This is a genomic window from Stenotrophomonas sp. STEN035, assembly GCF_056759935.1.
This window is the reverse complement of record NZ_JBRRDY010000013.1, coordinates 14,295-34,824: the sequence shown is the minus strand read 5'-3', so window position 1 is coordinate 34,824 and position 20,530 is coordinate 14,295. Positions and strand designations below refer to the sequence as shown.

Sequence of the window (20,530 nt, the reverse complement as noted above, 5' to 3'; positions counted from 1 at the left end):
TAAAGGCAAAGCCCAAAGCCCAAAGCCCAAAGCCCAAAGCCTCATTCCTTCCCCGGTACCGGCAGAACATCATTCAAGTACTGCTTCTGCACAACCCGCGGCACCAACCTGGGCCGCTCCATCAACACAAAGCGCACGCCCTTGACCGTCTGCGGCGCGGCCTTGCTGACGAAGCCGAACCGCTCATACACCGGTACCGCAATCTCGGATGAGTTGACCGTGTACTCGCGACGTCCATGCACGCGCAGCGCGTGTTCCCACAGCAGGCGGGCAATTCCACGTCTGCGGGTGCTGCGGCTGACAAACAGATGGTGGATATGGCTGTCGCCACGCATGGCGATCATGCCGACCAGCACGCCTGCATCTTCCGCCAGGTAATGCGCGAAGTCCTTGTCCGCCAGCCGTTCGGCAAAGCTGGTCGGGGTCAACGAGGCCAGAAAGGCATGTGCGCTGGCGCCGCTGTCGGCGTCCAGCAGGTGCCGCGCCAACGGGGTGACCAGCGCGCTCAGCGCCTCTGCATCGGCGAGGTTGGCGTCACGCAAAGTGATGTCCTGATCCACGTACTTCCCCCGTAGCGCGCCCCCGGAAGCAGCGGCGTGGACGGAAGCATACCTGCAGCCGCCACGCTGTAAACCTTTGCGCTGGCGGCAGTTCAGTGCGTTGCGCCACCCAGACGGAAACTGCCGCTCCAGCGCAGCATCGCGAACAGGCACCACAGCCAGCCCGCCGTGGCGATCAGGCCGCCGACAAGCCCAATGTGCTGCATGCCCAGCTGCAGGCTGACCTGGCTGCCGATCAACGCGCCGGCGCCAATGCCGATGTTGAAGATGCCGGAGAACAAGGCCATCGCCACATCGGTGGCGTCGGAGGCCAGGTTCAGCACCTTGGACTGCATCGACAAAGCAAAGCTGATCATCGCCACGCCCCACACCGAAACCAGCGCATACAGCAACCAGCTGCTGTGCAGGCCGGTGCGCAGCAACAACAGGCTGGCAGCCAGGGTGCCGATCGCGGTCAGCAGGAAGCCGCGCGGCCAGCGCAGGCCATAGCGCGAGAACAGCAAACTTCCGATGAAACCCATGCCACCGAACAACAGCAATACCAGCGTGGTCACATGCGCATCAAAGCCGCCAATCTTCTGCACGAACGGCTCGATATAGCTGTAGCCGGTGAATTGCGCGGAAATCACCACCATCACCAGCAAGTACAGGGCCATCAAGGCAGGACGACGCAGCAGCAATGGGATGCTGCTGGCCGAGCCGCTGTTGTGGCTGGGCAGGGCAGGTAGCAGGCGCGCGAGCAGCAGCATCACCAGCAAGGCGACGCCGCCGATGGCCATGAAGGTGATGCGCCAGCCCAGCAGTTCACCAACGATGCGGCCCAATGGGATGCCCAGCACCATCGCCACGGACGTGCCGGTTGCCAGCAGCCCCAGCGCCTGCGGGCGTTTGTCCTGCGGCGCCACACGCACCGCCAGCGAGGCGGTGATCGACCAGAACACCGCATGGGCCAGCGCAATGCCAACCCGGCTGGCCATCAGCACCGGATAACTCCAGGCAAAGCCCGAGAGCACATGGCTGGCGATGAACAAGGCAAACACGCCCAGCAACAGTTTGCGACGGTCGAAATTGCGGGTCAGCAGCATGCACGGCAGCGAGGTCAGTGCGACCACCCAGGCGTAGATGGTCAGCATCAGGCCGACGTGCTCGATCGGCTTGCCGAAGTCGGCGCCGATGTCGCTGAGCAGGCCGACCGGGACGAACTCGCTGGTATTGAAGATGAAGGCTGCCAGAGCCAGAGCGATGACGCTGAGCCAACGTTGGCGGTCGGAGCGGGGGTCTTGGCCTTCGGCAACGGCAAAGGCGTCGCCGGCCTGCGGGGCAGGGCAGGGGGTATTGGGAGAGGAGGACATTACGTGCGGGCTTGCGACCGGGCCGGTCGCTCAATACAGATAATTTTCGCACGGGCGGTGTGGACGCGAGCGGAACGCTGTGGATCGGGACGCTGGTGGCGTATCGGTGTTCAGGTGGGTGAGAGTTTTGGTTTTGTCACTTGAACTTGAACTGGCACTGGTTTTGGTTCTGGCTTTGGTTTGTGCTCAAGGCTCATGCTTTACGCCGTCATCCTCGCGAACGCGGGGATGGCGCTTGTTTTTCGCTTTTGCTCTTGCTCTTGCTTGGACTGTTCAAGCGGAGCCAGAGCCAGAGCGATCCCCGCGTTCGCGAGGATGACGAGCCGGGGCGAGAGCAGGGCCAGAGCGATCCCCGCCTTCGCGGGGACGACGAGCTGGGGCAGGGGCAAGAGCCGGAGCGAGCGCCAACGCAACGGCTCTTGCTGACTTCTGACGTCGCCCGCTCAGCCGTCGCCTTGCACGGTGGTCGGCATTGCATCACCACCGCGCCAACGGCGCAGGCCACGCTGGAAGAACAGGCTGTTGGGGATCTGCATCAAGGTGCCTTCGACCGGGCCGCCGACTTCATGCAGGGTGGTGTAGATCAGGTTGATGTCGGTAACCACGCCCTTCAGGCCGGGCTTCTCACCGTTTTCCAGCAGCTCGATCTGGTCGCCCAGACGGAACGGGCGGGTAGTGAAGATCAGGAAGGTGCAGAAGATGTTGGAGAGCACGCTCCAAGCGGCAAAGAACGCCACCGCACCCACTGCCGCAAAGCCAGTGAATGCGGTCCATAGCACGCTGGCCTGTACGTTCAGTGTCTGCAGAATGGCAACCAGGGCCACCGTGCCGATGACGAAGTTGGTCAGCCGCCGGATCGCCATCTCGATTTGCGCCGGCAGTGTGTAGTGGCGGCCTAGCCGGGACAGCAGGCGGCGGGTCAGCAGGCGCAGCAACCAGGCCACGACCAGGATCAGCAGGATGCCCAGGCCGGTGTTGATGGGGTCAATCCATTGCTGCATCGAGGTGGGGAGGTAGTGCTTCATGCGGTTTCCTTGCGGTACGTCGGTGTTTCGGTGCAGTTGAGGCGGCGCGGATGGTCAGCGCCAAACGCGGGGCTACGCGCAGTGACGGGGCTACGCAACCTCGGCAGCACCGGTTTGGCGAGCGCCGATTGTCGGCCAGTGCGGCGTTTGTCGCCAGTCGCAGCGTGTCGGCAGGCCGGATAGGCAAAGAATTGAATCGGGTTTAAACCTTTTGCCTGCTTGCCGCATCCAATGGATATGCTCGACGCCACCGTGACTACCGCCGCCCCTTCACCGCCCGTCGTCGACGACGCTGCGCTGGCCCGTGCCGCCGCAGCTGGTGATACCCGTGCCTACGAACGTATCTACCGGCGCCACTCGCCGCGCCTGTATGCCTTGCTGTGGCGGTTGTGCGGCGGCAACGCGGCGCGTGCCGAGGATGTGCTGCAGGAAACCTTCATCCAGGCCTGGCGCAAGCTGCCGCAGTTCCGATTCGAGAGCGCGCTGGCTACCTGGTTGCATCGGCTGGCGGTGAATACGGCGCTGATGGAGTTGCGCGCGGCAACGTTTGAATCACTGGATATCGGTGACTCGGGGATGGAGCTGTTGGCTGAAATAGCTGATATCCCGCGCTGCCATGCCACTGGCATGGACCTGGAACGCGCGCTGTTGACGCTGCCGCCACGCGCCCGCGCGGTGCTGGTGCTGCACGACATAGAAGGCTGGAAACACCAGGAAATCGCCGTGGAACTGCAGATGGCTGTCGGCAGTTCCAAGGCCCAATTGCATCGTGCGCGCAGTTTGCTGCGCACGCGGCTTGGAGATGCATGATGAATAACCACGACGATGATCACGATGATGCGCTGGCGCAGCGACTGCGCGGCCTGCCATCCGAACGGGTGCCACCGGCGGCAGTCTGGCAGCGTATTGCTGCCCAACTGGAGCAGGTGCCGCGCATCCAGCAGACGGTCGCCGCGCCCGTTCCATCGGTGAAGGCCGTGGTAACCGGACGGACGCGGCGGCAGCGCTGGCCGCGTTATGCCGCTGCAGCGGTGGTTGTGGCGTTGGTTGGCGTGGCCAGCGTGTCGTTGCTGCCGCGACAGCCGGTTGCATCGGTGGCTGTGGAGGAATCCCCCCTGCAGCGTCAGGCCAACAGCATCACCTACCAGTACCGGCAGGCGATGGCGACGATCCCGCAGGAAAACGTGGCCGCCGAGCTGCAGCCGGCACTGCGCGAACTGGATGAAAGCGCCGGCAGCATCCGCAGCGCGATCGCGCAAAGCCCGGACGCCGCATTTTTACTTGGACAGCTGCAGCGCACCTACGCGCTGCGGCTTGAACTCACCCGTAAGGGCGTGAACCCGACCGGACTTCCGACTTGAAGGAGTACTTGATGAAAGCCTGCATCCGCAATCTGATCGCCACAGCGTTGCTGCTGGCCCCGCTGACCAGCGCATTTGCGCAGACCGCGGTCAATCGCAATCTGCCGTTGTCCAGCGGTGGCCGCGTGGAGCTGAGCAATGTGGCCGGTTCAGTCACCGTGCGTGGCTGGGACCGCAACGAAGTGCAGCTTACCGGTTCGCTGGGCGACGGCCAGCGGCTGGAGGTGGAAAGCAGTGCCAACCGGGTGGCATTGAAAGTGGTTTATCCGCAGAACGGCCGCAGCAGTCGTGGCGCGGTGCTGGAGCTGCGCGTGCCACGCGCTGCGCAGCTGCAGACCAGTACCGTCAGCGCGATGGTGGATGTGTCTGATGTGGACCTGCGTCGCCTGCAGAGCAGCACCGTCAGCGGCAACATCACTGCCAATGGCCGTGCTGGTGAAGCCGAGTTGACCACGGTCAGCGGCGCGATCCGCTCGCAGCTGCAGACATCGCGTCTGGAGACCAGAACGGTCAGCGGTGGCATCAATGCGGCCGGTGGCAGTGGTGGTGAGGTCTCGGCCAATACCGTGTCTGGCGGCATCACCTTGGACCTGGCCAAGGTGCAGCGGCTAAATGCCGAGTCGGTATCAGGCAGCCTGGGCGTGCGCAGCGCTGGTTTGCAGCCCGGTGGTCGGGTCAATCTGGAGACGGTGAGTGGCTCGGTTTCACTGAGCCTGCCGGCCAGCACGTCTGCGCAATTGAAGGTCAGCACCTTCAGCGGCAGCATCCGCTCCGACGTAGGCCAGGTGGAGAGCCCGCGCTATGGGCCGGGCAAGAACCTGGACGCGCGGATTGGTGGTGGCGACGGCGATATCTCCATCCAGTCGCATTCGGGTGGCGTGCGGGTGAGTCTGGATCGTTGATTGACTCCCTCCCTTTGCCGCAGGCAAGGGCAGGGTTGGGGAGGGAGGCTTCTGCCCCCTCCCTTTTGCGAAGCAAAGGGGAGGGTTGGGGAGGGGTAAAGCTTTTGGGCTTCTGGATCCCCAGTTTCGCGGCTTACGCCGCTCCCACAGGGGTCACAGCAGCGCCATTTGTTGTTGCCGCCAGCGCCAAGCCCTGCACCACGCCAAATGACGGGTCGCCATGCACCAGCTTGGCAGTTGGGAAGGCCGCTGCTGCCGCTTGCTGGATGTAGCCGGCGCGCGACATGCCGCCGGTCAGGAACACCGCCGCCGGGTCGTGGCCAATATCGGCACGTACCTGCTGCAGCAACGTCTCCAACTCGCCGAGATAACCACCGGCAGCTGCAGTCAGATGCGGCGCATCGATGTCGACCGACAGCCCTGCTTCGATGAAATCCAGCGCGCTGCTGTGGTTGGGCTGGCTGCTCAGGGCGATCTTGCATTGTTCCACCGCGCGGTAAAGACGCGCGGTATTGCCGGTGTCCTGCAGTGCCTGCAGACGCGGGCCATAGGGTAGATCGACGGTATCGTAGTTGTGCTGGCGGAAATCCCGCTGGCGGGTCATGTCCTGCACCATCGCTGCTTCCACATAGTGGTGCGCAGGCACGCGGGTGATGCCGCGGCCGAACAGCGGCATATAGCCGGCCAGGCTCAGCGCCAGGTCGATATCGGTACCGCCACGGGCGATACCCCAGGCGCGGTGGATCTGCGGCGCGGCGCTGCCGCCAACGCTGGCATGGGCGATATCAGTGGTACCGCCGCCGACGTCGACGATCACCGCTTCGTGGCGTTCGCTACTGACCGCGTGGTAATGCATGGCGGCAGCCGCGGGCTCTTCGAGGAAATCCACTTCGTCAAACCCGGCTGCCATCGCCGCGCTGCGCAGGATATCCAGTGCTTGATCGTTGCCGGCCGCGCCAATCGAGCTGCGGAATTGCACTGGCCGACCGAGCAGGGCGCTGCGCACGTTGCTTTGCAGCTGGCGCGAGGCGGTCAGGCGGATGTGTTCGAGGATATGGGTGGCAATACCGGTGATGGTCTGCTTGGCGCGCGGATGCAGGTTGTAGCCCAGCATCGACTTCGGGCTCTGCACCAGATTGCCTTCGTTCTCCTCGAAATAGGCTTCCAGCGCCTCGTCGCCATAGACCGCGTTCTGCAGCAGGGTGGTGGAGCTGCGCGGTTCGCGGATGCGTTCTTCCATCCACTGCCGGCGCACCACGCGGATGGCGTCGCTGCGCAGCTGCTCATGGCTACGCGTGTTGCCGACCGCGCGGGCGTCGCGGCGGCCGGACTCGATCAGGTCATCGACCTGCGCTTCCAATGCCGGGGTCAGCTCGAAGTCATTGGGGTCGCGCATCACCTCGGGGAAGTACACCGTGGTGCGGAATTGCTGGGCCTCACCAAAGCTGACCGGGACTACCTTGCCGTCGATATGGGCGGCGGCGGCCGAGTTGCTGGTGCCAAAGTCGATGCCGAGTTTCATGATGCCTGTGCGTCTAGGGGGTAAATCGGCTGCGCACTTTACTACGCGGCCGGGCGGCTGGCTTCACATCTCAGCCGGGAGCCGTGGTTCGCGGGCGGCAGGCCTGCGTTATGACGGACGACGTCACGATTTGAGGGTGAATGTGCCGCCTGAATGAGTACGGCTGTCGTGATGCTCAGATTGCCGGCCAGGCCACCATGGGACGATTCCTGAACTTCTACCTATCGCTACAGGCGCGCCTGGGCAAGGCCTGTAGGACTTGCGTGCAGCCACTTTCCCGCCGCGCACTCCGCACTGCGGCGAGCAACTGTGACTGAGCGGCTACAATACGGAGTTACTCAATGTACGGGAGTCCCCCATGTCTGTTACTTCCTGCCCGCAGTGTTCGCTGGAAAACGTCTATGCCGATGGCGCGCTGTGGATCTGCGCCGATTGCGGGCATGAATGGACCGTTGGCGAAGCTGCAGAATCCACACTGGTGGTCCGCGATAGCAACGGCAATGTGCTGGTGGCCGGTGACACCGTTACCGTGATCAAGGACCTGAAGGTCAAGGGCTCGTCGATCCCGCTCAAACAGGGCACGGTGATCCGCAACATCCGTCTGGTGGAAGACGATGCGGAGAACATCGAAGGCAACTCGGACAAGATCAAGGGGCTGGTGTTGAAGACCTGCTTCCTGCGCAAGGCCTGAGCCCGGCGTTGTCTGCACAGGCCGCCAGCGGTGCGCGCTCAGCGCGCCGCGTGGCGGCCTTCCAATCTGCGGATTCCATCCAGCTTGCTCTGGTAGATCGCTCTCATAGGATCGCCACCTAGTTCACGTGCGCGTTTCATTTCACGCTCCGCCAGACGGTTGTTGCCGCTCAGAAAATACGCGCGGGCCAGACCGAAGTGGAATTGATGGGCATTTCCATATAGCCGCACCGCTTCGCGGTAATAGTGCGTAGCCAAAGCGTAGTCGCCGTCACGCTCGGCACTGCTGCCCTGCATGAACTGGTAGAACGGATCGCGCTTGCGTACCTGCTCCAGCCGCGTCTGCATCTGTGCCACACGGCGGGTGTCGCCCATGCGCTGGTAAAGCTTGGTGGCGTTGTGCAGGGCCGGGGCGTGGAAGCGGTTGATCGACAGCGCGGTTTCCAGGTCTTTGGCGGCGGCAGTGAGATCGTTTTCGCGCGATTCGAGCACACCCAGATTGCTCCATGCCGGTACAAAGCGCTGATCCATCCGCAAAGCTGCATCAAAGTAGGCGCGTGCGCCGGGGTAATCGTGCGCGGCCAGCTGCTCGGCACCGCGGTTGTTGTAGAAATGGGCCAAGGCGCGGCTGTCATCGATCGGCTGCGGGCCGCGGCGGTCGTACAGCACGTTGCTGTCCAGATCCAGGGTGGCCTGGCGTCCATCCACGCGCATGCCGACATTGACGTGGCCGGCGTTGAAGATCAGCCCCTGGTCCTCATACCAGGACACCACCTGCCCCACTTCCTGCATGCGCGCCTCCAGGCCGATCTCGCGGGCCAGGGCGACAAACAACAGGGTGAAGGAGAGGCAGTTGGCGCGCCGTTGTTGCCAGGTCTCGGCCACGCTCAGGGTGGCCTCGGTATCGTATTTCAGGCCCAGCCCTTCGGGCCGGAATACCAGCTCAACCAGTAGATGCAGGCGTTGTTCGGGGGAGTTGGCGACCTTGATCACCCGCTCCTGCAGCTGCGCGCGTATTTCCGGGGGGATGGCCATCACCTGCTCCGGTGTAGGGACCACAACCGGGGCGGGGGTGGGGGGCGGCGTGGCGACAGCCACGCTGCTGGCGACGAGCAGGACCAACGCATTCCAACCGATCATGGCGATCACCCGGAGTTTGCTGCGGCCTGCCCAGTGTAGGCCTGTTGCGAGGGGATGGAAGCAGGCAGGGGACAAATCCACAGCGGGTGTGGACCAGCCCTGTGCAAACATGTGGATAACTATTGGCAGCCCTTGTGCGGCGTGGCTCGTCAGGCGCTGGCGAAATTTTCGCCATGGCCGGGCCGCGACCGGCGTGGTCTGCTAGTATCCGCGGCCCAAGACAGTAGTGGCCGCCGCAACGGAGCGGGTACGGCAGCCGGCTTTCGATACCAGACCATGACGAAGCAGCTTTCCTCCACCGAGGCCCAGATGACCCTGGGCCTGGGCAGCGACATTCCAACCGAACGCCTGTTCTTCGCGGTGATGCCTGATGCGTTCACTGCTGAGCGGGCGGCCGAGTTGGCCGATGGTCTGCGCGAGGAACATGGCTTGGCCGGGCATCCATTGGCGCCTGAGCGCCTGCACGTCACTTTGCATCACCTGGGCGACTATGCCGGCCTACCGCCAAGCCTGTTGCCCAAGGTGCGGCAGGCGGCAGCGCGGGTGCGCATGCCCGAGTTCGAGGTCTGCTTTGATCAGGTGGGCAGCTTTGCCGGCAGCCGGCAGAACCCGTTCGTGCTGCGCAGTGAGTACGGTGCCGAGCTGTTGAACGGCCTGCACGAGGAACTGGCGCGTTGCCTGCAGGGCGTGGGCGGCAAGCTGGACCCGCGTTTCACCCCGCATATGACCCTGCTATACGACCGCCGCCGCCTGCCGATCCAGCCGGTGCAGCCGTTGCGCTGGTTCGTGCGTGAATTCGTGCTGGTGCGCAGTTTCCTCGGCCAAGGGCGTTACCAGATTGAAGGCCGCTGGCAGCTGGGCTGAGTCTGACCTGCCATCTGCGCGTGCAAGTACTTGGCTGCGGTTTCTTGCGTTTGCTCGCTCCCACGCTTGCTCGACGGCTTCGTGCCAAGATGCGGGCATGAACGACTTGCTGCAGACCCTGCCGCCACCGTTGCTGGCTGAGCTGAAGACCGCTTACGCGCAGCCGCCGCGCGCGTATCACAACTTCGGTCATGTGCAGGCGGTGCTGCAGCACTACCGCGATGTGGCCGCCGGTCCCGGCTGGCGGCAGCCGCTGGAAGTGTTGCTGGCAGTGCTCTACCACGATGCGATCTACGAGGCCGGGCGTGGCGACAACGAGGCGCGTTCGGCACAATTGGCCGCGTCCGGCATCGAGCGTTGGCTACCAGATGCCGAGGTGGATGTGGCGCGGGTGGTGGTGCTGATTGAACTCACCGCGCGCCATGGGAGCCTGAGCGGCGACGGGCTGGATACGGATGCCGCACTGTTTCTGGACAGCGATATGGCGATCCTGGGCGCGCCGGATGCGGTATTCGATGCCTATGACCGTGGTATTGCCGAGGAATACCAGGGCAAGGTGCCGGGCTTCCTGTTCCGGCTCAACCGCCGCCGCTTCCTGAAGAAGGTATTGGCGCAACCGCGCATCTTCTTCAGCGATTTCTTCCATGAACGTTACGACGCAGCGGCGCGCGCAAATCTGCGCCGGGCCACGGCCTGAGCCCGTGCTTTGGCTAAAATAGGGCTTGTCCCATCGCTGATAGGGCCGAACTGGCCGCTGTAATGAACGACCTGCCTGTCCAAGCTTCCGCCACGCCTGATCCCGATCCGCGTCCACAACCACCGGAAGCGCCGGGTCCGAACGAATGCTGTGGCAGCGGTTGCCCGCTGTGTGTGCTGGATCTGTACACCGATGAGTTGCTGGTCTATCGGCAGAGGCTGGCCGAATGGACCGCGCGTCACCCTGAAGCGCAGGCCTGAAGCCACCCTTTCGACATCTTTCCGCCGCCGGTAGGCGTAGGCTTTGCCGGTCACTCTCGAGAACTGTACATGGCACGTGTGATGTGGGGGATGGGGGTGCTGGCGCTGAGCCTGTTGGCGGCACCGGCAATGGCGACCGAGCAGGTCAGCCATGGGAGGTTCGAGCATGTACCGGTATTGTTGCCAAGCACGCCCGCACAACGCGTGGTGCTGTGGTTCGGTGATGCAGGTGCCTCTGCCGGACATCAGGCGCGGCTGCAGGCCCTGCGCGATGACGGCGCGATGGTGGTTGATATCGACACCCGCCATCTGTACCAGGTCTTGGCCAAGGAGGGCGGCAAGTGCGGCTTCTCCGCAGGCGATGTGGAAAATTTTTCGCGCTACGTGCAGGCCTACTATCATGTGCCGACGTATCGGCTGCCTATCCTCGGCGGTGATGGTGCTGGTGCGGCACTGGCCTATGCGGTCGCGACCCAGGCCGATCCGGATGTGTTTGCAGGGCTGCTGACCGAGGGTTTTTGTCCCCATCTGCGCAACGCCACGATGACCTGCGGCGATGCCATCCAGGGCCGCGCGCTGCAGCCACAATCACTACGGTTTCCCTGGTTGAACGCTGCGGCAGGCAAGGGCCAGGCCTGCCCGGCGGCGGCAGTGGCGGCTTTCATTGGTGCCGTGCCCTGGGCACGTGAGTTTGCCCGCACCCGCGAGGGCAGTGCTCTGGCTGGCGAAGTTGCTGCAGCACGCGTGCTCGGCGCACAGCGCGGCGTCAGCCTGCCGGCGGTGCCGCAGGATCTGGACGGTTTGCCGCTGGTGGAGGTGCCGGCAAGCGGGCAGGGCGATACCTTCGCGGTATTTGTATCCGGTGACGGTGGTTGGGCGGGTTTGGACAAGGATGTGGCTGGGGCCTTGGCCGAGGCCGGGATTCCGGTGGTCGGGGTTGATTCGCTGCGTTACTTCTGGAGTGAGCGCACACCGGCAGGCTTTGCGGCCGATCTGGACAGGGTTGCGCGTTACTACGCCAACCAGTGGAAGCGCCCCAGGTTGATGCTGATTGGTTTCTCGCAGGGTGCCGATGTACTGCCCGCAGCTATCAACAAGCTACCGCCGGCTACCGCACAGATGCTGCGGATGACCGCGCTGATGTCGGTGGGTGAAACTGCCGACTATGAGTTCCATGTCAGCAACTGGATATCCAGCGGCGGCGATGATGGTCTGCCGATCGCGCCTGAGATACGGCGCATGGCCGCGGATCGCACGCTGTGCATCTACGGCGCCGATGACGATGACGCGCTGTGCCCAAAGCTGCCGGTTGGCAGCGCGCAGTTGATCAAGCTGCCAGGCGATCATCATTTCGAAGGGGATTACGAAGGCCTGGCCAAGGCGATTTTGCAGCACGTGCAGGGGCCTTGATGCGGGATGCTGTGGGAGCGGTGTCAGTCGCGAAACCGGTGATCTGAAACGATGCCAGCTTCGCGGCTGACGCCGCTCCCACAAACCCCGCATTTACTTTCTGCTTGGATCCAGCGAAATCAGCCGGGTCACATCCAACAACGCAGCCGGCAGATGCACGCCACCCGGTGCGGCCAGATAGCGCGGACGCCATTCCGGTGCGAACTTGGACTTGAAGCGGCGCAGTCCGCTGAAGCCATAGAAGCGCTCACCATGGCGCGCGACCAGATTGGCAAAGCGGTTCCAGCGACCGGCCAGGCGATGTTGGGCCAAGCCAGTCAGTGGTGCCATGCCCAGCGAGAAGCGGGTATAGCCATTGGCCGCGCCCCACAGGAACAGCTCGATGAACAGGAAATCCATCGTGCCCTTGGGCGCATCCGGGCGGTGTCGCATCAGGTCGACTGACAACTCATGCCCGGCTGGGGCCTGCCAGATATTGGCAAACGCCACGATGCGGCCTTCGGCCTCAACCACGGCTACCGGGAAGCGGCCCAGATAATCGGGCTCGAAACTGCCCAGCGAGAACCCCTTCTCTTCGCCGGCTTTTTCGTCCAGCCACGCGTCGGAGATATTGGCCAGCTCGCTCAGCAAGGCTGGTACCTCGCTGGCAGGTGCCAGCCTGAAGCTGAGCCCCAGACGCTTGCCCTTGTTCCATGCCTGCCGCAGGTCAGCGCGTTCGCTGCCTGCAAGGCTGAAATCCTGCAGCGGCACCATCGCTTCTTCACCCAGCTTGACCAGGGTCAGGCCCAGGTCGAGATAGTGTTGCCAGTACTTGTCGCTGGTCTGGTAGAACACCGGGCGCAGGCCAAGCCGGTCGGCTTCTTCGCGGAACTTCCAGATCAGGGCCGCTGCAACCTGGGGTGGCCCGACCGGGTCACCCATTGACACCAGTGAGCCGCCATAGCGTTGCAGCATCACAAACCCATCACCGGCCTCGCTGCGCAGGATCGCCTTGTCGCCGGTCATCGCCAGGCAGGCCTGTGTGTCCTGGGCCAAGGCCAATATTGGCCGCAGCTGCTCGAGCGTGGCCGCGTCCGGCAACGGTAGAGGGTTGCGGGTACTGTGCAGCAGCCGCGCCAGGCCAAACACGATCAGCGCGATACAGACCAGCAACAGGGCGCGCAGGGCGCGTGGTGCGTTGCCGGAAGTAGCGAACTGCCACCACAGTTCGTTCTGGTATTCGACATGGCTGTAGACGAAGAACAGCAGCCACACGGTCGCTACCAGCACCAAGGCGACGTTGCGCAGCCACGGCCACGACCAGGCCTCGTCCAGCAGCGCGCCCTCGCGGTAGAACTCGCGCCGCGCCGCCCATAGCGCCACCGCCACCAATGGCAAGGTCAGGGCCACGGTCAGATGGCCGCCGCGCAGCCAGGCTGGCACTGGCAGGGCGACGCACAACGCCAGTGCCAGCATCCAGGCCGCGTGGCTGCGCCGTTGCAGGCCTTGGCCGATCAACAGCAGCAGCACGCCACCCAGGCTGCCGAGCAGATGCGAGGTTTCCACGATCGGCAGTGGCGCCGGCAGTACGCGGCGGTGCGGCACCGGAAGCGTGCCGTCGATCACCAACAATGCACCAGCAGCGAACACCGCCAGCGCGATCAATTGCGGTAACCATGGCCGGATCACTGACCAGACCGTACCCGCGCCGCTGCGCAGCGGGCGACGCACGCTGGCCAGCGCGGCCAGCAGCGCGGACAGGAACAGCGGCAGCAGGTAGTAGGTGACGCGATAGGCCACAGCAGCAGCAAGGATGGCGGCCGGTTCCACTTGCGGCAGCAGCTTGAGCAGGCTCCATTCGAACACGCCGAGCCCTGCCGGTACGGTGGATACCAGTCCGGCCACCACCGCCACCAGATACAGGCCGACGAAGCCTGTGAAGTTGACCTCGGCCTGTGCCGGCAGCAACACGTAGAACGCCGCAGAAGCCAGGCCCAGCTCGACCACACTCAGTGCGGTGACTTCCAGCACCGTGCGCCGGTCAGGTATCCACATGCGGTGCTGGCCCCAGCCGACGCTGCGGCCATCGCGGCCGACCAATAGCAACATCGCGGCGAAGCCGAGCAGCATGGCAATGCCCAGTGCATGCACCGCAGTGGCCGAGATCGGCAATGCCAGGGCAGCGGCATTGGGCTCCAACAGCAAGGCCAGGCCCAGCAGCAGCCAGGCGCCAAACACGAAGCCCAGGGTGCTCATCAGCACCACCTGGCCGATCTCGACCAGGCTCAGCCCGGCCTGGCCGTAACTGCGCACGCGGATGGCGCCGCCGGTCAGTGCGGCAAAACCCAGCGTCTGCCCGGCGGCATGGGCAAGGAAGGCGGTGATGCCGACGCGGGCAGCGGGTAGCGGATGCTTGGCGCGGCGCAGGCCGATCGCATCAAAGCCGATCAGACAGGCATAGCTGGCCATGCCCAGAAGTGTCGCCACGCCCAGTTGTGACCACGACAAACCACGTATTGCGGTGCGGATCTGGTGATAGCCGTGGTCGCTGAACTCGCCGGCCAATGCATGCAGTGCCATCGCCATGATGGCCAATGTGACGAGGATGGCAGCGATACGGCGCCAACCCGGCGTTGAAGGTTCCGAAGACGTTGAAGGCGCGGTCATGCAGGTGCTGAGGGGTATGCGCTGGCGGTGCGCGGACGCATAAGACTAGCCCTCATGCGTGATGATGGCTGCATGCGTCCGCTGGGTGTTTTCATCGACTTCAGTCGGCGTGGTAGCTGCAGGCGGTCTAGACTTGGCAGTTCAAACGCCGGGGAGCGGGCATGGGCGCAAGTCAGCGCAGTGAAAGCGGGCAATCGGCAGTATCGGCATTGGCGGTAGTGTTGGCGTTGCTGCTGTTCCTGGTCATCGCCATCGGCCTGCAATTTGCCCGGGACGACCTGGACTGGATGCGCGCCACCCTAAGCCTGTATCTGCACGGCCCATATGGTGTCCTGCTGCGCGTCGGGTACTGCCTGCTGGCCTTGGCCATCACTGCGCTTGGCGTGATGCTGCACCGGCAGGCGGACGGGAGTGCGCGACGCGGCTTGCCGCCCAGTCTGTTTGCGGTGGCCGGGCTCGGTTTGGCCAGCGTGGCGATAGGTGACAGCTGGTTGCCGCAGCATGCGCCGCTGCTGGCTCCCTTGCTGCATGGTCTGGCTGCGCAGACTGCCTTCCTGTGTGTGACCGTGGCGATGCTGGTGCAGGCCTGGTGCTTCGGCCGAGATGCACGATGGCAGGGCCTGCATCGCCTGGTTTGGATCTGGGCGTGGCTGGCCTTTGCTGGGCTGTGGCTGCATGTGCTGTGGCGCGACAGTCCGCGCGGATTGGGGCAGAAGCTGGTGATTGCCGCCGTGGTCGGCTGGCTGCTGCTGGTGGCGCTCGCATCCTGGCGTCGTTCACGCAAAGAAACGCCTGAAACTTCCACTTGCCCTCACAATGGCAGCAACCTTCACAACACGGAGTCACCCTGATGATCCAGCGCTTCGATACCGGCCCGCGCATGTCGGAAATGACCATCCACAACGGCGTGGCCTATCTGGCCGGGCAGGTGCCGGAAGATACCAGCGCAGATATCGTTGGCCAGACCGAGCAGGTACTGCAGGCCATCGACGATCTGCTGCGTCTGGCGCCGACCGACAAGACCAAGATCCTGCGCGCCGAGATCTTCCTCGCGGACCTGGCCGATTTCGCCGGCATGAACCAAGCCTGGGACAAGTGGGTACCGCAGGGTGCAACGCCGTCGCGCGCCACCGTGCAGGCCAAGTTGGCCAACCCGGAATGGAAGATCGAGATCGTGATCACCGCGGCTGTGCCGTAAGCAGACGTTACCGCTACAGTTGGTCTGCCCTGGTGTGATCGCATCCGGGCAGATCAAGCCTTGGGGCTGGTGAAGTCTATGCAGGGAGGCAAAGGAAAGGAATGAAAGGCCGTCTGTTGTTCGCGGTGTGCTGTGCCCTGGCAGGCATGGGCGCCACCGTGTCGGTGGCAGCACAGGCACCGCTGTCGAAGCTGATCTATGCGCAAGTACCCGCGCAGCGCATCGAGCCCTCTGAGTATCCGCAGTTCAAGCTGATCGAGGCGGAGCTGCGCAATACGGTACGGCGCCATGGTGACCGCAGCGTCCCCAACCGATTCTGCGCGGTTGGCTACCTGCTCGACCGCGGCACGGTGGAAACGGTGCTGATCTGGGACAACGCGCAATGGTTGATCCGCTGGTGGGGCGGCGATGCGCTGGCTACTTCGGAGGAGCGCTACGCGGTGTCGGCCTCGTTCTCACCGGTTACCGACCTGCGCACGGATCTGGTCGAGGACAACCGGTATCCGTTGGGCACACGCGCGATAGTGCGTGCCGATGCAGAGGCTTTGATTGCGGATTGCCAGGCGCACGGACGGCAGTACACCGTGCCGCCGCTGGCGCCGAAGGGCGAGGATGATGAGTATTGAGGGGGCATTGCAGCTGTTTGTAGGAGCGGCGTAAGCCGCGAAGCTGGCAATGCTTGAGTCGCAGCGTTCAACATGATTCGGAACAGTTGCGCTTGTTCGGTTTGATGCCAGAGGTCGGAATCGCTATCTGCTGGGTCTGTACGAGCTTCGCGGCTTACGCCGCTCCCACAAAGCCGGGGTTCAGGACAGCCTGCAGCTCGATGCAATCCACCGGGCAGGGCGGGATGCACAGCTCGCAGCCGGTGCACAGGTCGGCCAGCACGGTGTGCATGTATTTGGCGCCGCCGACGATGGCATCGACGGGGCAGGCCTGGATGCACTTGGTGCAGCCGATGCAGTCGGCTTCGACGATCACTGCAACCTGCGCCGGTTTGTGCTCACCACGGCTGCGGTCGTAGGGCAGGGCGGCAACACCTAGAAGATGGGCCAGTGCACGCGCGCCAGCGTCGCCACCAGGCGGGCAGTGATCAATTCCTGCGTCGCCAGCGGCCATGGCTTCGGCATAAGGGCGGCAGCCGTCATAACCACACTGACCGCATTGGGTCTGCGGCAGCAGACGGTCGAGGCGCTCGACCAGCGCAGCCGTTCTTTCTCCCGTTGGCAGAAGGTGGCGTGCAGCGTCGGATGAGGGTTGGGTATTCATTGGAGAGTCCTGCTGTTTGCTCTCACCTCAACCTCTCTCCTGGCGGGAGTGGGGCTCAGGTCAAGCATTTGCCGCGGTACCAGCGCTCGTGTGCCAGTGCCAGCATGGCTTTGTCTTCGCTGCTGTCGCCATAGGCGTGGATGCGTTGATAAGTGCCCAGGTCGAAGCGCTGGCGGATCAAGGTCACCTTGCGCGCGCCGCAGTCGCCCTCGGCGTAGCGCCCGGTGAAGCGGTTGTCCTGCACTTCGAGCCGGTTGCAGATCATCTGCAGGCCCTGTTGTTCGCACCAGTGCTGCAGGTACAGATCGAGCGAACCGGACACGACCGCCACGGTGTGGCCCTGCGCCTTGTGCCACCGGATCTGCTCCAGCATCTCCGGGCGCACCATGCCGGGCAGGTGCTCGCGGGCATAGTCGCGTGCCATCTGGCTGACTTCACCGGCATGGCGGCCGGTGAAGACCTGGGCGGTGACACGACGACGCACGCGCTGGGCCGAGATCAGCTTCAGCCGATACGCCAATACCCACGGCCCAACCCGCCACCACCCCTGCGCGCGCTGCTCCGGCGTGGCCACACGACGCAGGAACCGGCTGTAGGTGTCACAGACGGTAATGGTGTGGTCGAAGTCGAAGAGGGCGAGTTGCATGAGTGCCGGGAATGGGTAGTTGGGAGTTGGGAATCGCCAGCGTCGTGATTCCCTTCATCGCTACGGCTTTCGTTCTTCTGCAAACATGGTCGGGCCGGGGAGCTTCGGAAGTGATGAAGCCATGCTGCTGCTTCTACTACTCCCGATTCTCCCTTTCCGATTCCCCGCTTCAGCGAACCGGCATGCCCGGCAATGCGCCGCCATCGGCATCCAGCAGCGCCAGTGCGCCGCCGTCGAAACCAGCCGACAGGATCATGCCCTCGCTCAGGCCGAAGCGCATTTTGCGCGGGGCCAGATTGGCGATGAACACCACGTTGCGGCCAACCAGGGCTTCCGGCTCGGCATAGCTGCCGCGGATGCCGGAGAAGATCTGCCGCTGGCCGAGGTCGCCGGCGTCCAGCAGGAAGCGCAGCAGCTTGTCCGAGCCTTCGACGAAACCGCACTCCAGCACCTTGCCGATACGCAGGTCGAGCTTGGCGAAATCATCGATGCCGATGTACGCGGAAGCTTCACCGTCGGCCTTGGCTTCGGTCTTCACTTCAACCTTGGCGGGCTTTTCAGCCTTGGCCGGCTTGGCTTCTGCTGCAGGCTGGGCGGTGAGGGTGTCCTTGGAAGCGTCGGTCATTGCGTCAATCATCTTGGGGTCGATACGGGTGAACAGCGCCACGTAGGTGGCGATGCTGTGTGCGGTCAGCGGGGTGGTGATGTCGTCCCAGCCGTGGACCGGGGCGTTGAGGAAGCTCTCGGCCTGCAGTGCCGTGGCCGGCAACACCGGCTTGAGGGCAGTGACCAGCACGCGGAACAGGTTCAAGCCCTGGGTGCAGACCGCCTGCAATTCGGCGTCGGCACCCTCTTGCTTGGCGATGACCCACGGCTTGGTGTCATCGATGTACTTGTTCGCTTCGTCGGCCAGCGCCATGGTCAGGCGGATGGCGGCGGCTGCATCGTTACGCTCGTAGGCTTCGCGAATCGGTGCCAGCGCGGTGATGAAGCGATCGTACTGGGCCTGGTCCGGCAGCACGTCGGCGAGCTTGCCGTCGAAGCGCTTGGCGATGAAACCGGCGCAGCGGCTGGCCAGGTTGACGAACTTGCCAACCAGATCGGCGTTCACGCGGGCGGTGAAGTCGCTCAGGTTCAGATCCAGATCGTCGACGCCGCCGGAGGACTTGGCGGCGAAGTAATAGCGCAGCGCTTCCGGTGCCAGGCCGGCATCCAGGTAGGTGCGGGCCATGATGAAGGTGCCGCGCGACTTGCTCATCTTGGCGCCGTCCACGGTCAGGTAGCCGTTGACGTGCAGCTTGGTCGGCGTGCGCAGGCCGCTGCCCTTCAGCACCGCCGGCCAGAACAGGCCGTGGAAGTTGACGATGTCCTTGCCGAGGAAGTGGTGCAGCTCGGTGTTGCTATCTGCGGCGAGTACGGCATCGAAGTCGTCGCCGGTCTTGGCACACAGGTTCTTGAAGCTGGACAGGTAGCCGATCGGCGCGTCCAGCCACACATAGAAGTACTTGCCTGGCGCGCCCGGAATCTCGAAACCGAAGTAAGGCGCGTCACGCGAGATGTCCCACGCGCGCAGGCCGCCCTCGGCATCCAGCCACTCGGCCAGCTTGGCCTTCACGCCCGGCAGGGCCACGTCGCCGGCCAGCCACTCGCGCAGGAACTCCTGGAAGCGGCCGACTTCGAAGAAGTAATGCTCCGAATCGCGCATTTCCGGGGTAGCGCCGGACACCACCGACTTCGGCTCGATCAGGTCGGTCGGACCATAGGTAGCGCCACAGACTTCGCAGTTGTCGCCGTACTGGTCGGGTGACTTGCAGTTCGGGCAGGTGCCCTTGATGTAGCGGTCGGGCAGGAACATGCCCTTGGCCGGGTCGTAGAACTGCGCCACCGAGCGGCGGCTGATATGGCCGGCGGCGTCGAGTTTGGCGTACAGCGCTTCGGTCAGCTCGCGGTTGGTGGTCGAATTGGTCGAGTCGTAGTGGTCAAAATCCACGCCAAAGGCGGCGAAATCGCGCTCATGGCCGGCCTGGATGTTGGCGATGAAGGCTTCGGGGGTTACCCCGGCCTTCTCCGCGGCCAGCATGATCGGCGTGCCGTGGGTGTCATCGGCGCAGACATACCAGACCTTCTCACCCATCATTCGCCGCGCACGCACCCAGATGTCGGCTTGGATGTAACCCACCAGGTGGCCGAGGTGCAGCGGGCCGTTGGCGTAAGGCAGGGCATTGGTGACTAGGGCGTTGCGGGTCATGGCGATGATTTGCGGCAGGGGACCGGGGATTATCGCATGGCCGGAAAGAAGCAGCCCCGGAGGCCGGGGTTGCTGATTCCCTTCTCCCTGCGGGAGAAGGTGGCCCGCAGGGGCGGATGAGGGTACGGGCCCCAAGGCGACCCGACGGAACGAATAGCAAGTTTGCGCCTTACCCTCACCCCAACCCCTCTCCCGGAGGGAGAGGGGCTTCAGGCGACTTACTGGTCGCGCAGCCAGGTTTGGGTGCGGCAGATGAAGGCGATGCAGCCGGACACATCCAGCTTGCGGCCGTTGTCCACCAGCGCGACCTTGGAGCTGTAGGTCTTGCCCTTGGCCGGGTCCAGGATGGTGCCGTTGGCCCACTTGTTGGCGCCGTCCGGGCGGACATTCCAGAGGATGGTCATGCCTTCGATCGGCTTGCCCTTGTTGGCGCCTTCACATTTGTTGCAGAGCGGGTGTGGGCCGTGCTCGGACTGCAACACCTGCAGCACCTTGCCGCTGAGCGTGCCGTTGGCAGCCTGGCTGATCTCGACGATGGACTTCACTCGGCCGGTCTCGTCATCGATGGTGCGCCAGCGGCCCGCTGCGCTGTCACTGGCGCTGGCGGAGAAACCGGCGGCCAGCAGTGGCAGGGCCAGCAACAGGGTTTTGAAAGTCGTACGCATGTGTCCCCTCCCAGGGTGGGTTTGGTCAGCTGCCGGCGGCGCTGTTACGGGCCGAATGTAACCGCATTCGGTCCC

The 20,530-nt window shown here is 64.1% G+C and carries 21 protein-coding genes; 11 read left to right on the top strand and 10 right to left on the bottom strand.

The features are described from left to right. Positions 1-41: 41 nt before the first annotated feature. The 3 genes from ACVOLL_RS09005 to ACVOLL_RS08995 form a co-directional block, all read right to left on the bottom strand. Positions 42-560, bottom strand: a complete 519-nt coding sequence (locus ACVOLL_RS09005) for a GNAT family N-acetyltransferase (protein WP_481512591.1) — start codon at positions 558-560, stop codon at positions 42-44. A gap of 92 nt (positions 561-652) precedes the next feature. Further along, a complete protein-coding gene (locus tag ACVOLL_RS09000) occupies positions 653-1,912 on the bottom strand; it encodes a sugar transporter (protein WP_481512590.1) in 1,260 nt (419 codons plus the stop codon). 443 nt (positions 1,913-2,355) lie between these two features. Further along, positions 2,356-2,937 carry a mechanosensitive ion channel domain-containing protein gene (locus ACVOLL_RS08995; protein ID WP_481512589.1) on the bottom strand — a complete coding sequence of 194 codons (582 nt, stop codon included), beginning with the start codon at positions 2,935-2,937 and terminating at the stop codon, positions 2,356-2,358. Between the two features lie 237 nt (positions 2,938-3,174). Between ACVOLL_RS08995 and ACVOLL_RS08990 the strand changes: the two genes are divergently transcribed. From ACVOLL_RS08990 to ACVOLL_RS08980, 3 genes are read left to right on the top strand one after another with little or no spacing between them, the layout of a single operon-like run. Continuing rightward, positions 3,175-3,747 carry an RNA polymerase sigma factor gene (locus ACVOLL_RS08990; protein WP_481512659.1) on the top strand — a complete coding sequence of 191 codons (573 nt, stop codon included), beginning with the start codon at positions 3,175-3,177 and terminating at the stop codon, positions 3,745-3,747. Next, the gene (locus ACVOLL_RS08985) at positions 3,747-4,298 is read left to right on the top strand and encodes a hypothetical protein (protein ID WP_481512588.1); all 552 of its coding nucleotides are present in this window, start codon (positions 3,747-3,749) and stop codon (positions 4,296-4,298) included. Before ACVOLL_RS08990 ends, ACVOLL_RS08985 begins: the two co-directional genes overlap by 1 nt. A gap of 11 nt (positions 4,299-4,309) precedes the next feature. Further along, a complete protein-coding gene (locus ACVOLL_RS08980) occupies positions 4,310-5,200 on the top strand; it encodes a DUF4097 family beta strand repeat-containing protein (RefSeq protein ID WP_481512587.1) in 891 nt (296 codons plus the stop codon). Between the two features lie 133 nt (positions 5,201-5,333). Here ACVOLL_RS08980 and ACVOLL_RS08975 read toward each other — a convergent pair whose 3' ends face one another. Then, the gene (locus tag ACVOLL_RS08975) at positions 5,334-6,722 is read right to left on the bottom strand and encodes an Hsp70 family protein (RefSeq protein ID WP_481512586.1); all 1,389 of its coding nucleotides are present in this window, start codon (positions 6,720-6,722) and stop codon (positions 5,334-5,336) included. A 358-nt stretch (positions 6,723-7,080) separates the two neighbouring features. On the opposite strand from ACVOLL_RS08975, the gene ACVOLL_RS08970 reads away from it, so the two are divergent. Beyond that, positions 7,081-7,413, top strand: coding sequence for a zinc ribbon domain-containing protein YjdM (locus ACVOLL_RS08970; RefSeq protein WP_481512585.1), 333 nt, complete (start codon positions 7,081-7,083; stop codon positions 7,411-7,413). Between the two features lie 38 nt (positions 7,414-7,451). On the opposite strand, the gene ACVOLL_RS08965 is transcribed toward ACVOLL_RS08970, so the two are convergent. After that, positions 7,452-8,552 (bottom strand): tetratricopeptide repeat protein, encoded by a 1,101-nt coding sequence (locus tag ACVOLL_RS08965; RefSeq protein WP_481512584.1) that lies wholly within the window; start codon positions 8,550-8,552, stop codon positions 7,452-7,454. A gap of 276 nt (positions 8,553-8,828) precedes the next feature. Here ACVOLL_RS08965 and thpR point away from each other — a divergent pair, with 276 nt between their 5' ends. The 4 genes from thpR to ACVOLL_RS08945 all read left to right on the top strand — a co-directional run bounded on the left by thpR (position 8,829) and on the right by ACVOLL_RS08945 (position 11,783). After that, positions 8,829-9,416, top strand: a complete 588-nt coding sequence (gene thpR, locus ACVOLL_RS08960; RefSeq protein WP_481512583.1) for an RNA 2',3'-cyclic phosphodiesterase — start codon at positions 8,829-8,831, stop codon at positions 9,414-9,416. Between the two features lie 97 nt (positions 9,417-9,513). Continuing rightward, the gene (locus ACVOLL_RS08955; RefSeq protein WP_481512582.1) at positions 9,514-10,113 is read left to right on the top strand and encodes an HD domain-containing protein; all 600 of its coding nucleotides are present in this window, start codon (positions 9,514-9,516) and stop codon (positions 10,111-10,113) included. Positions 10,114-10,175: 62 nt separating this feature from the next. After that, positions 10,176-10,373 carry an oxidoreductase-like domain-containing protein gene (locus ACVOLL_RS08950; RefSeq protein WP_481512581.1) on the top strand — a complete coding sequence of 66 codons (198 nt, stop codon included), beginning with the start codon at positions 10,176-10,178 and terminating at the stop codon, positions 10,371-10,373. Positions 10,374-10,442: 69 nt separating this feature from the next. Beyond that, complete coding sequence (locus ACVOLL_RS08945) at positions 10,443-11,783, top strand: virulence factor family protein (RefSeq protein WP_481512580.1); 1,341 nt, start codon at positions 10,443-10,445, stop codon at positions 11,781-11,783. Between the two features lie 93 nt (positions 11,784-11,876). On the opposite strand, the gene mprF is transcribed toward ACVOLL_RS08945, so the two are convergent. After that, positions 11,877-14,429 carry a bifunctional lysylphosphatidylglycerol flippase/synthetase MprF gene (mprF, locus tag ACVOLL_RS08940; RefSeq protein WP_481512579.1) on the bottom strand — a complete coding sequence of 851 codons (2,553 nt, stop codon included), beginning with the start codon at positions 14,427-14,429 and terminating at the stop codon, positions 11,877-11,879. 161 nt (positions 14,430-14,590) lie between these two features. Here mprF and ACVOLL_RS08935 point away from each other — a divergent pair, with 161 nt between their 5' ends. The 3 genes from ACVOLL_RS08935 to ACVOLL_RS08925 all read left to right on the top strand — a co-directional run bounded on the left by ACVOLL_RS08935 (position 14,591) and on the right by ACVOLL_RS08925 (position 16,253). Beyond that, complete coding sequence (locus tag ACVOLL_RS08935) at positions 14,591-15,280, top strand: DUF998 domain-containing protein (protein ID WP_481512578.1); 690 nt, start codon at positions 14,591-14,593, stop codon at positions 15,278-15,280. Continuing rightward, positions 15,280-15,627 carry a RidA family protein gene (locus ACVOLL_RS08930; protein WP_303749463.1) on the top strand — a complete coding sequence of 116 codons (348 nt, stop codon included), beginning with the start codon at positions 15,280-15,282 and terminating at the stop codon, positions 15,625-15,627. Before ACVOLL_RS08935 ends, ACVOLL_RS08930 begins: the two co-directional genes overlap by 1 nt. Before the next feature lie 101 nt (positions 15,628-15,728). Next, on the top strand, positions 15,729-16,253 hold the full coding sequence (locus tag ACVOLL_RS08925) for a hypothetical protein (protein WP_481512577.1): 525 nt from the start codon (positions 15,729-15,731) through the stop codon (positions 16,251-16,253). Between the two features lie 154 nt (positions 16,254-16,407). Here ACVOLL_RS08925 and rnfB read toward each other — a convergent pair whose 3' ends face one another. From rnfB to ACVOLL_RS08905, 4 genes are all read right to left on the bottom strand, one after another. Then, a complete protein-coding gene (gene rnfB / locus ACVOLL_RS08920) occupies positions 16,408-16,896 on the bottom strand; it encodes an Rnf electron transport complex subunit RnfB (RefSeq protein ID WP_481512576.1) in 489 nt (162 codons plus the stop codon). 55 nt (positions 16,897-16,951) lie between these two features. Further along, positions 16,952-17,542: an HAD family hydrolase gene (locus ACVOLL_RS08915; RefSeq protein ID WP_481512575.1), complete on the bottom strand. Its 591-nt coding sequence runs from the start codon at positions 17,540-17,542 to the stop codon at positions 16,952-16,954. A gap of 169 nt (positions 17,543-17,711) precedes the next feature. After that, complete coding sequence (gene metG / locus ACVOLL_RS08910; RefSeq protein ID WP_481512574.1) at positions 17,712-19,790, bottom strand: methionine--tRNA ligase; 2,079 nt, start codon at positions 19,788-19,790, stop codon at positions 17,712-17,714. Positions 19,791-20,008: 218 nt separating this feature from the next. Then, positions 20,009-20,455, bottom strand: a complete 447-nt coding sequence (locus tag ACVOLL_RS08905) for a DUF2147 domain-containing protein (protein ID WP_057627123.1) — start codon at positions 20,453-20,455, stop codon at positions 20,009-20,011. Positions 20,456-20,530: the final 75 nt, after the last annotated feature.